The sequence below is a fragment of the Streptomyces sp. NPDC021096 genome (assembly GCF_040641275.1).
In the GTDB taxonomy this organism is placed as follows: domain Bacteria; phylum Actinomycetota; class Actinomycetes; order Streptomycetales; family Streptomycetaceae; genus Streptomyces.
Map to the genome: position 1 here is coordinate 326,463 of NZ_JBFADG010000001.1, position 13,751 is coordinate 340,213.

Annotated in this window: 15 protein-coding genes; 10 read left to right on the plus strand and 5 right to left on the minus strand. The window is 71.5% G+C overall.

The features are described from left to right. Positions 1-85: 85 nt before the first annotated feature. Positions 86-913 carry an ALF repeat-containing protein gene (locus tag AB0G59_RS01520; protein ID WP_360906818.1) on the minus strand — a complete coding sequence of 276 codons (828 nt, stop codon included), beginning with the start codon at positions 911-913 and terminating at the stop codon, positions 86-88. Positions 914-1,082: 169 nt separating this feature from the next. Continuing rightward, positions 1,083-1,586 (minus strand): hypothetical protein, encoded by a 504-nt coding sequence (locus tag AB0G59_RS01525; protein ID WP_360906820.1) that lies wholly within the window; start codon positions 1,584-1,586, stop codon positions 1,083-1,085. A gap of 416 nt (positions 1,587-2,002) precedes the next feature. Between AB0G59_RS01525 and AB0G59_RS01530 the strand changes: the two genes are divergently transcribed. Further along, positions 2,003-2,689 (plus strand): response regulator transcription factor, encoded by a 687-nt coding sequence (locus AB0G59_RS01530; protein WP_360906822.1) that lies wholly within the window; start codon positions 2,003-2,005, stop codon positions 2,687-2,689. Here AB0G59_RS01530 and AB0G59_RS01535 read toward each other — a convergent pair. Continuing rightward, positions 2,667-3,383, minus strand: coding sequence for a response regulator transcription factor (locus AB0G59_RS01535; RefSeq protein ID WP_360907546.1), 717 nt, complete (start codon positions 3,381-3,383; stop codon positions 2,667-2,669). The genes AB0G59_RS01530 and AB0G59_RS01535 overlap by 23 nt on opposite strands. A gap of 24 nt (positions 3,384-3,407) precedes the next feature. Continuing rightward, a complete protein-coding gene (locus AB0G59_RS01540; protein ID WP_360906824.1) occupies positions 3,408-4,625 on the minus strand; it encodes a histidine kinase in 1,218 nt (405 codons plus the stop codon). Between the two features lie 165 nt (positions 4,626-4,790). On the opposite strand from AB0G59_RS01540, the gene AB0G59_RS01545 reads away from it, so the two are divergent. The 8 genes from AB0G59_RS01545 (at position 4,791) to AB0G59_RS01580 (ending at position 11,296) form a co-directional block, all read left to right on the plus strand. Further along, complete coding sequence (locus tag AB0G59_RS01545; protein WP_360906826.1) at positions 4,791-5,720, plus strand: ATP-binding cassette domain-containing protein; 930 nt, start codon at positions 4,791-4,793, stop codon at positions 5,718-5,720. Next, positions 5,717-6,490 carry an ABC transporter permease gene (locus AB0G59_RS01550; RefSeq protein ID WP_360906828.1) on the plus strand — a complete coding sequence of 258 codons (774 nt, stop codon included), beginning with the start codon at positions 5,717-5,719 and terminating at the stop codon, positions 6,488-6,490. The genes AB0G59_RS01545 and AB0G59_RS01550 overlap by 4 nt, the downstream gene beginning before the upstream one ends. A gap of 189 nt (positions 6,491-6,679) precedes the next feature. Continuing rightward, positions 6,680-6,811: a lasso RiPP family leader peptide-containing protein gene (locus tag AB0G59_RS01555; protein WP_360906830.1), complete on the plus strand. Its 132-nt coding sequence runs from the start codon at positions 6,680-6,682 to the stop codon at positions 6,809-6,811. A gap of 112 nt (positions 6,812-6,923) precedes the next feature. Further along, positions 6,924-8,750: an asparagine synthase-related protein gene (locus AB0G59_RS01560; protein ID WP_360906832.1), complete on the plus strand. Its 1,827-nt coding sequence runs from the start codon at positions 6,924-6,926 to the stop codon at positions 8,748-8,750. Next, positions 8,747-9,007, plus strand: a complete 261-nt coding sequence (locus AB0G59_RS01565) for a lasso peptide biosynthesis PqqD family chaperone (protein WP_360906834.1) — start codon at positions 8,747-8,749, stop codon at positions 9,005-9,007. The genes AB0G59_RS01560 and AB0G59_RS01565 overlap by 4 nt, the downstream gene beginning before the upstream one ends. A gap of 8 nt (positions 9,008-9,015) precedes the next feature. Then, a complete protein-coding gene (locus AB0G59_RS01570) occupies positions 9,016-9,438 on the plus strand; it encodes a lasso peptide biosynthesis B2 protein (protein ID WP_360906836.1) in 423 nt (140 codons plus the stop codon). After that, complete coding sequence (locus AB0G59_RS01575) at positions 9,435-10,418, plus strand: ATP-binding cassette domain-containing protein (protein ID WP_071962405.1); 984 nt, start codon at positions 9,435-9,437, stop codon at positions 10,416-10,418. Before AB0G59_RS01570 ends, AB0G59_RS01575 begins: the two co-directional genes overlap by 4 nt. Beyond that, a complete protein-coding gene (locus AB0G59_RS01580; RefSeq protein WP_360906838.1) occupies positions 10,415-11,296 on the plus strand; it encodes an ABC transporter permease in 882 nt (293 codons plus the stop codon). The genes AB0G59_RS01575 and AB0G59_RS01580 overlap by 4 nt, the downstream gene beginning before the upstream one ends. Positions 11,297-11,366: 70 nt before the next feature. Here AB0G59_RS01580 and AB0G59_RS01585 read toward each other — a convergent pair whose 3' ends face one another. Further along, positions 11,367-12,134, minus strand: coding sequence for a GntR family transcriptional regulator (locus AB0G59_RS01585; protein ID WP_360907548.1), 768 nt, complete (start codon positions 12,132-12,134; stop codon positions 11,367-11,369). A 240-nt stretch (positions 12,135-12,374) separates the two neighbouring features. On the opposite strand from AB0G59_RS01585, the gene AB0G59_RS01590 reads away from it, so the two are divergent. Next, complete coding sequence (locus AB0G59_RS01590) at positions 12,375-13,646, plus strand: extracellular solute-binding protein (RefSeq protein WP_360906840.1); 1,272 nt, start codon at positions 12,375-12,377, stop codon at positions 13,644-13,646. The last annotated feature ends 105 nt before the right edge of the window (positions 13,647-13,751 follow it).

The following is a 13,751-nucleotide window of genomic DNA, read 5'->3' on the forward strand; positions in this document are numbered from 1 at the left end:
GGCCATAGGGGGTCTGGGCGAGCCGCCCGGACCCCCTGGACGCGCCGGGGCTTCAACGGGGCTTCAACGGAGCTTCGCCGGGGCGTCAGAGCGCGGCGCCGCCGGTGCGGCGCCGGCGCGCCGCCACGACCAGGCCCGCACCCACGGCGAGGGCGACGGCGCTGCCGCCCAGGGCCCACGGCAGTACGGGGTCGGCGCCGGTGGCGGCCATCTGGCCGGTGCCGACGGGGGACTTGCCGCCCACGCCGCGCCCGTCGTCGGCAGCGGGCTTCGCGGCGAGGTCGGTCGCGGGCTTGGCGTCACCGCTGCCGCTGCCGCCGCTCTCCGGCTTCGTCCGGTCGCCGGTGGACGGCTTGTCGCCCTTGCCGCCGCCGGCCCCGGCGCCGTCCTTGTTCTCCTTCTCCTTCGCCTTCGCCTTCTTCTCCTCGGCCTCCTTGGCGGCCTTCTCATCGGCCTCGTCCTTGGCGCGGGCCTCGTACTGACCGACTTCAAGGAAGTGCCGAACGTCCTCGGGTGTTCCCTTGAGCGCCTTCTTCGCGGCTTCCCGCACGGCGGGCCCGCCGACGCTCAGAATCTGGACGGTACGGACCCGGTCGTCCGAGCGCCGGGCCGACCGGTAATCGGTCTCGAGGAACCTCACCCGGTCCTCGGGGGTGCCGTTGAGCGCCTTCTCCGCCGCTGCCTTGAGGCCGCGGCCGGGGTTCTCCTGACCGAGAATCCGCAGAATCGCGAACCTGTCCTCTTCGATCTGCTTCTTGTCGGTGCCTTTTTCCGGCTTCGCCTCAGCGGCTTTTTCCGGGGCGGAGGCCGCAGGCTCCTTGACGCTGTCGGCGGCGACCGCCGGCGAGGAGAAGAGAACGGCCGGGGCCAGCGCGGCGGCGACGAGGGCCGCGGAAACACGGGCCAACTTCACGCGGTACACCTACTTTTCGGGCAAGATCATAAAAAGGCCATATATGGGGTATATGGTCGATCTTATCGACGGCGGGCGGTGGGACGGGGACACCGGCGAGAACGCTGTCGGGCCGTACTTCACGGGTGCGGACGGCGCACCCGTCCGCACCCTCGTCCTTCCGCGAGCGTCAGCCGGCCGTCCCGCCCTGGTTCACGGCCATGACCATCACCGAGCCGACGAGCACCAGGCGCTCCGTCAGCGCGTCGACCTGCTGCCGCTGTTCCGGCGGGAGGTGCCAGTCCTCCCACCATGAGGTCTCCTGGGGGCTTATCGGGCCCGACCACTCGGCTTCCCACGCCTGCGCCAGCTGGGCCGACAGGGGCCGGACCGACGCGGCCAGGCCGCCGTAGGCGCCCAGGAGGGCCATCATGTGGCTGGCCGGCAGCCATGACTGCCAGGCCGCCAGCATCTCGTCGGCAAGGTAGGAGACGTCCTCCAGCCACAGCACGTGCTGAGTGCCCCAGCCCTGGGGGGTGGGGCACGCGGGCATGCCCGGCAGCAGGCGTTGCGGCAGCCCGTCGCGGCGGGAGAAGAAATCCCGGCCCAGGGCCAGCTCGTAGTCCGAAGGGGTCCAGGAACGCTCGTTCAGGGCGATCGCGGCTGCATCGACAGCATCGACGGCTTGGCTCATTCCGCTACCGTACGCGGTGATCTTCGCCTTGCTCACCCCCGGGTCGCGACGGCCCGAGGGCCGCCGCAGTCGTGCCCGTCCGTCCCGGCCCGCACTGTAAAGATCCAGTTTTGCCGCACGCGGCAGGCGGAACGGCGGCCGTTGAACGCGGGGTGGGCCGACCGCACAGGTGAGGAACGTCATCGGCGGATGAAGAGATGCCGATGCGGATTACGGGCCGGGTGCGGAGGGGCGCAATCCGGCAAAATTCAGGGTTCACGCTGCAGAAACAATCCCTTATGGTGATCCGCGTGTTGGCCGACGGGGGAAGCCACGGTGGCACGGAATGGCAGCGGTATTCGGGCCGGGTTGTCGCCGTAGCGCAACGGGGGCCCAGGAGCTCAGTCGTACTGCTCCTGGTCAACAGGGGGTAAGGCGTGACCGTAAAGCTCTTTCTCATCGACGAGGACGCCATGTACCGCATGGGGGTCCGTGCCGCCGCGGAACAGGCCTACGACGTGGCGGTGGTAGGAGAAGGGTCGGATTTCGGGACGGACGTACTGGAGCGGCTCCGCAGTTCCGGGGGCACCGATGTCGTTCTGGTCGGCGCACCGCATTCGGGCACCTGCACCGATCTGGTCCGGACCATAGCCGGGGGTGCGGCGCCGGGAGGACGGGCACCACGGGTTCTGGTGGTGTCGTCGTCGGGGGCGGAGGAGGAGGCGGCGGTCGTCGCCGCGGTACGTGCGGGGGCACAGGGATACATCTCCAGGTGCATCTCGTGCGAGGAGCTCTTCCGGGCCATTCAGGTCGTGGCCGATGGCGGGGCCGTATTCGGTCCGTCCGTCGCCGCGCGGCTGGGGACGTATTTCTCCCCGCCCGACGGTGTGCCGAGCCGGACGGCTTTTCCCTCGCTCACTGATCGCGAGCTGCAAATCCTCGAGTGCATCGCCCGGGGCTGGGACAACAGGCGTATCGCCCGTTCCCTCGTGCTCTCCGAGAAGACGATCAAGAATCACGTCACCCGGCTGTTCCGGAAGCTGGAGGTCAAGGACCGTACGTCGGCGGCGATGCGGGCGCGGGACGCCGGGGCGGGCCTCCTCAGCGGTTGCCCGGCGAAATGATGCCCGTCTCGTAGCCGATGATCACCAGCTGGACGCGGTCCCGGACGCCGAGCTTGTCGAAGAGGTGGCCGATGTGGGTCTTCACCGTGGCGGGACTGACGTGCAGCCGCCGGGCGATCTCGCCGTTCGCCAGGCCACGGGTGACCAGGGTGAGCACCTCGTGCTCGCGGGCCGTCAGCCCGCCCAGTTCGGTGGGGATCCGGGGCGCGGGCTCCGGCCGTCGGCAGAACTCGGCGACCAGGCGTCGCGTCACGCTCGGGGCCAGCAGGCTCTCTCCCGAGGCCACCACGCGGATCGCCTGGAGGAGTTCGACGGGTGAGACGTCCTTGAGGAGGAAGCCGCTCGCCCCGGCGCGCAGGGCGCTGAACACATAGGCGTCGTGATCGAACATGGTGAGGATCAGGACCCGGACGTCGGACGCCTCCGGGGTGTTGCGGATGAGCCGGGTGGCCTCGATGCCGTCCATCTCGGGCATGCGCACGTCCATGAGGACGACGTCCGGTCGTGCACGCAGGGCCAGTTCCACGGCCGCGGCGCCCGTCCCGGCCTCGCCCACCACGGTGAGGCCGGGCTCGGCCTCCACCAGGACGCGGAAGCTGCCCCGGAGCAGGGCCTGATCGTCCGCGATCAGTACGCGTACGGGTACCGCCGGCACCCGCTCCCCGACGTGCCCCGCGATCCCGTCCGTTCGCATCGGTTCGCCCACCGCCGCCTCCCCTCAGCCCGCCTGCCGCGTGAAGGGTAGCCGCACGCTCACCGCGAAGCCCCCTTCGGGCCGGGGGCCCGCGCGGAAGTCGCCGCCGTGGAGGGCCACCCGCTCCCGCATGCCCAGCAGGCCGTGGCCGGGCGCGACGCCCGGGCGGGGGTGCGGCCGCCTGCGGGGGCCGTCGTCGGTCACCCGGATCCGCAACCCGTGCTCGTCGGTGTCCAGCTCGACCCGGCAGCGGGTCGGTCCCGCGTGCTTCATGACATTGGTCAGGGCCTCCTGGACGATCCGGTACGCCGAGAGATCCACCGTCCCGGGCAGCCCCCGGAGGTCCCGGGCGCGCACCTCGACCTCCACGCCCGCCGCCGCGGCGTGCTCGACGAGCCCGGACAGCTCCGACAGCCCGAGTGAGGGCCGCAGGTCGGCGACCTCCTCGTCCGTCGTGCCGTCGGAGCGCAGGACGCCGAGCATGTGGCGCATCTCGGCGAGCGCGGCGCGGCTCGCCGTCCCGATGACGCCCAGCGCCTCGCCCGCCGCCTCCGGGTGCTCGGCCAGGACGTGATGGGCGACCCCCGCCTTCACCGCGATCACCCCGATGTGGTGCGCGACGACATCGTGCAGCTCGCGGGCGATCCGCAGCCTCTCCTCCGCGACGGCACGGTCGGCGAGCTGCCGCGCCGACCGTGCGGCGTAGGCCCGCCGTTCCCGGACCGCACGGCCGGTCGCCCACGCCGCTCCGGCCAGGGCCACCCCCACGACCTGCATCGGCAGGGCCCCCGGCTCCCAGGTGGACGCGCCCGCCAGCACGACGGCGAGCAGGAAGACGACGCTGACCAGGCCGATGGTCGGGGTGGGCACCCAGCGTGCGCGGGGGGCCGTGACCGCCACCCAGTACAGCGCGAGCGCCACCGAGAGGAACGGTTCCGACACCACGCCGGACAGCGCCGCCACCAGCGAGGCGACGGCGGTCACCGCGCACACGGGCACGGGCCAGAGCCTGCGCACGGCCACCGGCAGGCCCATCAGCGCCGCCAGCGTCACCCGGGCCGCCGGCGGGGCCGCGGAGCCCGTGGCGGACGCGCCCGATATCGCGAGGAACGCCGCCATGAGCACGACCGCGGCCAGAGCGTCCAGGGCCAGCAGTTCGCGCGGGCGCAGCCGCCGGACCACGGCCCGGGCGCCCTCGTCGGACAGGCCGGGACCGGCCCGCCCGGTCCAGTCGTCAACCACCCGGTGACCTTACTGCGCGACCCGCCGTCGTACCTCCGCCCCGGGAATGACCTACCGCAGGGGGAGTTGGCGTGCCCGTGCCGTCCCTCCTCGGCCTCCGGTCGGAGGCGGGCGATCGGTTGGCGGGCCGATGGCAGCGAGCCTGCGGTGCGGGATCGTCGGAGGGTGATCGAAATCCAGGAGCTGACGAAACGATACGGAAGCACGGTCGCCGTCGACGACCTGTCGTTCTCCGTGAAATCCGGCACCGTCACCGGCTTCCTCGGCCCCAACGGCGCCGGCAAGTCGACGACCATGCGGATCACGATGGGCCTCGACCACCCGCTCCGGGGCCGGGTACTGCTCGACGGACGGCACTACGGGCAGTTGCGCGAACCGATCCGGCACGTGGGAGCCCTGCTGGAGGCCAAGGCGGCGCAGCGCAGCCGCACCGCCTACCACCACCTGCTGTGGCTGGCCCAGACCAACCGCATCGGCCGGCGGCGGGTGCGCGAGGTGCTGGAGCTGGTCGGCCTCGAGTCGGCGGCCGCCAGGCGCGCGGGCGGCTTCTCCCTGGGCATGGGCCAACGGCTCGGCCTGGCCGCGGCACTGCTCGGGGACCCGGGGATCCTGATCCTCGACGAGCCCGCCAACGGCCTCGATCCGGAGGGGGTGCGCTGGATCAGGACCCTGCTCAAGAAGCTGGCCGCCGAGGGCCGGACGGTCTTCGTCTCCAGCCATTTGATGAGCGAGATGGCCATCACCGCCGACCATCTGATCGTCATCGGCCGGGGGCGTCTGCTCGCCGACACCAGCATGGCCGGCTTCATCGCCGACAACTGCCGCCCCTCCGTGCGCATCCGCACCCCCCAGCCCGGGCTGCTGCGGGCGGCGCTGGAGGAGGCCGGCCTGCACGCGGTCCGGGAGGTGGACGGCACCATGACCGTGGAGGAGGCCGACACCGCCGCCATCGGCCGGATCGCGGCCGACAGGGGCATCACCCTGGACGAGTTGAGCGCCCAGCAGTCCTCACTGGAAGAGGCGTTCCTCCGGCTCACGTCGCACGCGGCGGAGTACCGGGCGGCGGCGACCGTGGCGGGGGAGTGGGCGTCATGACCGGCAACGCTCCCACGGCCGTCGTCAGGGCCGAGCTGACCAAGATCCGTACGCTCTGGTCGACGCTCGGCGCGCTGGCGCTGGCGCTCGTCGTGAGTGTGGGCATCGCGCTGATCAACAACATCTCCGTCCGGCATGCCATCGACACCGGAAGCGACATGGTCGTGGACGACTTCGACCCGGTCAACTCCGGTTTCGTCGGCGTGCAGTTCGCCCAGCTCGCCCTGCTCGCGTTCGGCGTGCTGCTGATCAGCGGCGAATACGGCAGCGGCATGATCCGGGTGTCGTTGGCGGCCGTCCCCTCGCGCGGCCTCTTCTACGCCGGCAAGATCGCCTCGGCCGCCGCCGTGGCCTTCCCCCTGTCCCTGGTCATGTCCTTCGCCTGCTTTTTGACCTCGCAGCAGGCGCTGGGGCCGCACGGCGTCTCGCTCGGCGAGGGAGAGGCCCTGCGTGCCGTGCTCGGCGCCCCGCTCTACCTCACGCTGATGTGCCTGTTCTCCCTGGGGGTCGCCACGATGCTGCGCGGCACGGCACTCTCGCTGTCGCTGCTGTTCTCCGTGGTCTTCGTCTTCTCCCCGGTGGCCAATGCCGTCCCCGGGCTCCGGGAGGTCGCACGCTATCTGCCCGACCGGGCCGGCTCGCAGATCATGACGGTCGGCGAGCAGGCGGATTCCGTGCTCGGCCCGTGGGCCGGCCTGCTGGTCCTGGCCCTCTGGACGGCCGCTGCCCTCGTCGGCGGGCTCCTCATGCTCCGCCGCCGCGACGCCTGAGGGCTGTCCGGGGGCCCGCTCCGGTCCCTGGCGCGGGACCACGATCAGGGACCCGCAATAGGGACCCGCGAGGGCCCGGAGTCCCGCTGGTACGGGACCAATTCCACGTTAGATTCCCGGTGTTCGGTCGATAGCGAGTGCGAAACAACTGCTCGCATTCGATTCCTATCCGATTCACCGGAGGACACCATGGAGAACACCGTCTACGAGCCCCCGACCCTCGTCGAGATCGGCGACTTCGAGGAGCTCACCCTCTGCAGCCCGTGGGGCAGCTGCCGTGACTTCGCCGGCTGCGGCCGTGCGTTCATCTGCATCGGCTGACACCTGAGGCCGGAATGACCCGACGGTGGCGGTGAACGGCATCGACCGTCCTTCCGCCACCGTCGATTTCCGTGTGCCCCGCGCACAGCGGCCGGAACAATGGCAGGGGGAAATGGACTTCACCGTCCTTCCGGACCACCCGGAAGCAGAAAACCTCATCAAGGGAAATTCCGCGTTCGCCGGGGCCCGTTCGATACCGCACCACTCCGGACGGCCGTGGCTGGTCGGCCGGTGGGGAGACCGGGACGTCTCGCTGGTGGCCGAGGGGCCCCACCGGATCGCGGTGTTCGGGCACCTCCCGAAGAACACCCGGGGACTCGCCCGGGCGCTGGAGCGCGCCACCTCCCCGTACGACCTGGACGCCCTGGCGCGGAGCGTGCCCGGCAGCGTCCACCTCATAGCCAGCCTCGACGGCGACGTACGGGCCCAGGGCTCGCTCTCCACCGCACGCCACATCTTCACCGCCCGCACCCGGGGGGTGAGCGTGGCGGCCAGCAGCCCTGCCCTGCTGGCGGCCCTGACCGGCGCCGGTGCCGACGAGAGCGCGCTCGCCCTCCAGCTCCTCGACCCCCTGCCGCCCTGGCCCCTCACCCAGCGCTCCGTGTGGACCGGGGTGGAGGCCCTGACCCCCGGGCACTGGCTGCACCTGCGCACCGACGGCGGCGGCCGGCAGATCCGCTGGTGGCACCCGCCGCCGGACGGCCTCCCGCTCGCGGACGCCGCGGCCGCCGTACGGGCCGCCCTCACCGAGGCCGTGGCTCTGCGGACCGGCCGCCCCGGCAGGGTGAGCGCCGACCTCTCCGGCGGGCTCGACTCCACCTGCCTGTGCTTCATCGCGGAAGCGCAGACGGACGAGCTCTCCACCTACCACGTCGCACCCCTGGACGAGGCCAACGAGGACACCCTCTGGGCCCGCCGCGCCGCCGACCGGCTGCCGCGCGCCCGCCACCACTGGATTCCCAAGTCCCGCGAGGCGAACTGGTTCGACGTCGAGACCGACCCGGCCCGGGCCCTGGACACGGGCGAGGGGCCGGCCCTGTGGGCCTCGGGGGCGGCCCACCTGACGGACCTGTCCCGGGCCGCCGCCGAGGACGGCTCGTCGCTGCACATGATGGGCCTGGGCGGCGACGAACTCTTCGGCTCCACCCCCTCCTACCTGTGGTCCCTCGCCCGCCGGCACCCGCTCCGGTCCCTGCCGGTCATCCAGCGCCACCGGTTGCTCAACCGCTGGCCGCTCGCCGCCACCGTCCGCGCGCTCGCCGACCGCGGCGACTTCCCGCAAGCCCTCATGGCGAGCGCACGCCGGCTGACCGCCCCACCGCCGCGGCCGCCCCACCTCGACCTGGGCTGGACGGGCGGCTCCCGCATGCCGCCCTGGGCCACGCCGACCGCCGTGGCGCTCGTACGCGAGCTGTACCGCGAGGCGGCCGAGGCGGGGACGGCGCCGCTCGATCCCGACCGGCTCCGCCACCAGCTCCTGGAATTCACCGGATACGACGGCAGGCTCATCCGGCAGACCCGGCGCGCCACGGCCGCCTCGGGCGTGGAGTGGGACGCGCCCATGCTCGACGACCGCGTCGTCGAGGCAGCGATGTCGGTCCGGCTGTCCGACCGGATGGTCCGCGGACGGTTCAAGCCCCTGCTGACCGCGGCCATGCGCGGCACCGTGCCCGCCGACATCCTCGACCGCCGCTCCAAGGGCGAGTTCAGCGCCGAACTCCACGAGGGCGTCCGCCGCAACCGGGACCGCTTCCTCGACCTGTGCACCGATCTCCGGCTCGCCGAACGCGGCCTGGTGAACGCCGACGCCTTGCGCACCGCGTTCCTCGCCCCGTCCCCCGAGAGCCATCACCTGTCCCAGTTCGAGAACACGGTGGCGTGCGAGGCCTGGCTGCGCTCGCCCAGCGCCACCCCGCACCCCGTGGGAGAACCACGATGACCCTTGCACTCGCCCGGACCGTGATCACCACCGACACCGAGGCGGGCCTGGTGCTGCTGGACGAGCACAGCGGGCGCTACTGGCACCTCAACGGCTCGGGCGCCGTCACGCTGCGGCTGCTCCTGGACGGCCGTTCCCCCGAGGAGGCCGCGGCCGAACTGACCCGGAACGCGCCCGACGCCGCCCCCCGGGCCCTCGCCGACGTACGCCGGCTCGTGGCCGCCCTCGGCAAGGCCCACCTGGTGGTGACGGTATGACGATTCCCGTGACCGGAGAACGCCGCGCCGCCAACCTGTCCTGGCGCGGCCGGATCGGCGCGCGGCTCGCCACCGGCGTGGCGCTGCTGCTGACCACAAGGCTCTCGCCGCGCCGCCTGCGCCAAGTGCTGCGCCTGCTCAGCCGCGGCAGCCGCCCCGCCACCCGTGACCAGGCCCTGTACGCCCGGCAGGCGGCGGTGACGGTGAGCACCCGCTGCGCGGGGCTCGGCTGCCTGCAGCGGTCGGTCGCCGCGGCCCTGTTGTGCCGGATGCACGACCGGTGGCCCGACTGGTGCACCGGCTTCCGCACCGACCCGTTCGGCGCCCACGCCTGGGTCGAGGTGGACGGCGAGCCCGTGGGGGAGCCGGGGGACCTGTCCCGGTTCCGCACCGTGATGGCCGTACGGCTGCGGCAGGAGGAGGCGTCATGAGCGCCCCGGACGCGGACGTCGCGGTCCGCGCCGAGGACCTCGGCAAGGTCTACGGCGACACCGTGGCCGTGGCCGGCCTCGACCTGAGCGTGCCCGCCGGCACCGCCTTCGCCTTCCTCGGCCCCAACGGCGCGGGCAAGACCACCACGATCAGCATGCTGTGCACCCTGCTCGCCCCCACGGCAGGGCGGGCCGAGGTCGCCGGTTTCGACGTGGTCGCACAGCCGGACGAGGTCCGGGACCACATCGGGCTGGTCTTCCAGGAGTCCACCCTCGACCAGGACCTGACGGCCGAGGAGAACCTGCGCTTCTACGCCGAGCTCTTCGGGATCACCCGCCGGCAGGGCGCGGCGGACGTCGCGGCCGTGCTCGGGCTCGTGGGGCTCACCGACCGCCGCGACACCCCCGTCCGGGACTTCTCCGGTGGCATGCGCCGCCGTCTGGAGATCGCCCGGGGGCTGCTGAACACCCCGGCGGTGCTGTTCCTGGACGAGCCCACCACCGGCCTCGACCCGCAGACCCGGGTGGCGATCTGGGAGCACCTGCACCGCCTGCGGCGCGAACGCAACGTCACGCTCTTCATGACCACCCATCATCTGGAGGAGGCCGAGAACTGCGACCGGATCGCCATCATGGACGACGGCTTCGTCGTCGCCGAGGGCACCCCGGCCGGGCTCAAGGCCGTCGTCGGAGCCGACCTGGTCGTCCTGCGCACGGACGACGACCAGGAGACCGCCCGGGTGGTGCGCGAGCGGTACGGGGTCGAGGCCGAGGCGGGGCCGGACGGGGTGCGGCTGAGGGTGGACGACGGCGCGGCGTTCGTCCCGAAGTTCTGCGGGGACGCCGGGGTGCGGGTGCACTCGGTCAGCGTCACGCCACCCTCGCTCGACGACGTCTTCCTCCACTACACCGGCCACAGCATCCGCGACGACGAGGCGGGACCCATGACGCTCGAGGACCTCGTCAGGAGGCAGGGGTGACCCAGACCGGCACGGTGCGGGCCCGCGCCCGCCTCACCACGTCCACCCCGGCCCGGCCGTCCCGGACGGGCCCGCGCGGGTCCTCCCGAAGGAATCTGCGGGCCGTCAGGATGCTGTGGCACCGCGAGATGATCCGGCTGAGCCGCAACAAGATCCAGCTGGTCATGGGTCTGGTGACGCCGCTGATGTTCCTGCTCGTCCTGGGCACCGGCCTGGACACCTCGGGGGTCGTGGGCGAGGGCTACGACGAGTACCGGAGCTTCCTGTTCCCGGGCATCCTCGTGATGACCACCCAGGCACCGGCGATCTCGGTGGGGGTCTCGGTGGTCTGGGACCGCCAGGTGGGCTTCCTGCGCCAGGCCCTCGTGGCACCGGTCCGGCGCAGCAGCCTGCTGTTCGGCCTGTGCACGGGTGGCGCCACGACAGGGGCCGTCTACGGCCTCATGGTGCTGATCATTGCCCCGCTCGCCGGGGTGCCGTACCACCCGATGCTGCTGGTGGTCCTGGCCGAAGTCTTCGTGGTGGCCCTGGCCTTCACCACGATCGGCATGCTCGCGGCGGTCACGATCAAGAGCATCCAGACGTTCCAGGTCGTGGTCAGCCTGGCGTTGATGCCGCTCATGTTCCTGTCCGGCGCGATGTTCCCGCCCGGAGGGCTGCCCGGCTGGCTGGGCATCGCGGTGGCGCTCAACCCGCTGACGTACGCGATCGACGGCATCCGCCGGACGCTTCCGGGCGATGTGGACCTGGGCGGCTACGCGGAGTCCGTGGAGATCGCGGGCTGGACGCCGCCGGTCGCGCTGGAGATGGGCTTCGTGGCCCTGCTGGCGGCGACGGCACTGACCCTGGCGGCGCGCCGCTTCTCCCGCGCGGCCTGAGCCGGCGCGGCCCTTTGGACCGCACAAGATCGCCGGATGGGCTTTCGAGCCCGTCCGGCGATCTTCGCCGTCACTCCGACGGCCGCCGCAGCCTCGCCACGAACTTGTACCGGTCGCCGCGGTAGACGGATCGGACCCACTCCACCGGCATCCCCTGCGCGTCCACCGAATGCCGCGACAGCATGAGCATCGGCAGGCCCACGTCCGTGCCGAGCAGGCTCGCCTCGCGGGGGGTGGCCAGGGACGTCTCGATGGTCTCCTCCGCCTCCGCCAGGCGGACGTCGTAGACCTCGGCCAGGGCCGTGTAGAGAGAGGTGTACTTCGCCAGGCTGCGGCGCAGCGCCGGGAACCTCTTCGCCGACAGGTGGGTCGTCTCGATGGCCATGGGCTCGCCGCTGGCCAGCCGCAGCCGCTCGATGCGCAGGACGCGGCCGCCCGTCGCGATGTCGAGGAGCTGGGCGAGGCGGTCGTCGGCGGTGACGTAGCCGATGTCCAGGAGCTGGGAGGTGGGCTCCAGCCCCTGCGCCCGCATGTCCTCCGTGTAGGAGGTCAGTTGCAGGGCCTGGGAGACCTTGGGTTTCGCGACGAAGGTCCCCTTGCCCTGGATGCGCTCCAGTCGCCCCTCGACGACCAGTTCCTGGAGGGCCTGCCGCACGGTCGTGCGCGAGGTGTCGAACTCCGCGGCGAGGGTGCGCTCCGGCGGGACGGGGGTGCCGGGGGGCATGGTTTCGGTCATTTCCAGCAAGTGCCGTTTGAGCCGGTAATACTTGGGAACGCGCGCGGTCCGCGCGCCACCCGTGGCGCCGCCGCCCTCCGTCGTGCCGCCCTCGCTCGCCATGTCGCGCCTTCCCGACTCCGTTCCTGCTGCCGTCACCGGCTCCTCCGTCCATCGCGGTCACATGGTGGCACGGGCAGAGCCCGAGGGGGCCGAGAAGCCCAGGTAGACCTCGAGGTGTCGGTCCGGTAACGGAGCCGACAGCGACTCTTATACACCCTTGACACCCCAAAAGGTCTAGGCCAAGCTGCGGGCACTGGTCTAAACCATTAAAGACCACATTCGGTCCTTGAGGAGAGTGCTGTGAAGCGTGGGCTCATAGCGGCGACGGGTGTCGCGGCCATGTTGGTGAGTGTTGCTGCCTGTGGGTCCAGCGACAGTGACAAGGAGACCGGCGCCGACGGTTCCAAGGCGAAGTCCCTGACCGTCTGGTTCATGGATGGCTCGAACCCGCCGGCCTGGACGAAGGCCGTTCAGGCCGAGTTCGAACAGAAGACCGGTGCGAAGCTCGACATCCAGGTCCAGAAGTGGGACGGCATCCAGCAGAAGCTCACCACGGCCCTCTCCGAGTCCAGCCCACCGGACGTCGTCGAGGTCGGCAACACCCAGACCCCCTCCTACGCCCAGACCGGCGGCCTCGCCGAGCTCGAGGACCTGAAGAAGGAGATCGGCGGGGACTGGACCGCCTCCCTCAACAAGCCCTCCGTCTTCGAGGGCAAGCAGTACGCGGCGCCCTGGTACGCCGCCAACCGCGTGGTCATCTACAACAAGAAGATCTGGGCCGACGCGGGCATCAAGGACACCCCGAAGACCCGGGACGAGCTCTTCAAGGACCTCGAGGCCATCCAGAAGAAGGGCGACGCCGAACCGCTCTACCTGCCCGGCCAGAACTGGTACTTCTTCGACGGCCTGACCATCGGCACCGGCGCGGACCTGGTGAAGAAGGACGGCAAGAAGTACGTCTCCAACCTGGCCGACCCCAAGGTCGCCAAGGCCATGGAGATCTACAAGCAGTACCAGGCGTTCAGCAAGGCGCCCAAGGACAAGGACGAGGCCACCCCGCAGCAGGCCGACGTCTTCGCCAAGGGCAAGACCGGCGCGTTCATCGGCATGGGCTGGGAGGCGCAGACCGCCATCAAGGCGAACCCGGAGATCGAGAAGGAGATCGGCTACTTCACCATCCCCGGTGAGAGCGCCGACAAGCCCGAGGGCGTCTTCCTCGGCGGCTCCAACCTCGCGGTCCCCGAGGGCAGCAAGAAGAAGGAGCTCGCCAAGGAGTTCCTGAAGATCGCGCTGTCCGACAAGAACGAGGCCGCCCTGGCCAAGGAGGTCGGCTCGATCCCCAACAAGGAGTCGCTGCTCGCCAGCGTGAAGGGCAACCCGGCCGCCGAGGCCGCCGCCCCCGCCGCCAAGGGCGGCGGCACCACCCCGCTCATCGCCGAGTGGGCCGCCGTGGAGAACGCGCCCAACCCGATCAAGGCCTATATGACGGCCGTCCTGGGCGGCAAGTCGCCCGAGGAAGCCGCCAAGCAGGTCGAGGCCGACATGAACAAGCGCCTCAGCCAGAAGCAGTGACCTCACCGGTCGTGTGTGCGCACGGGCCTGCGCCCGTACGCGTAAGCCCGTACGCACACACGACCGTGCGCGGAAGTACCACCGTTAGACACGCTTGACAGGGGA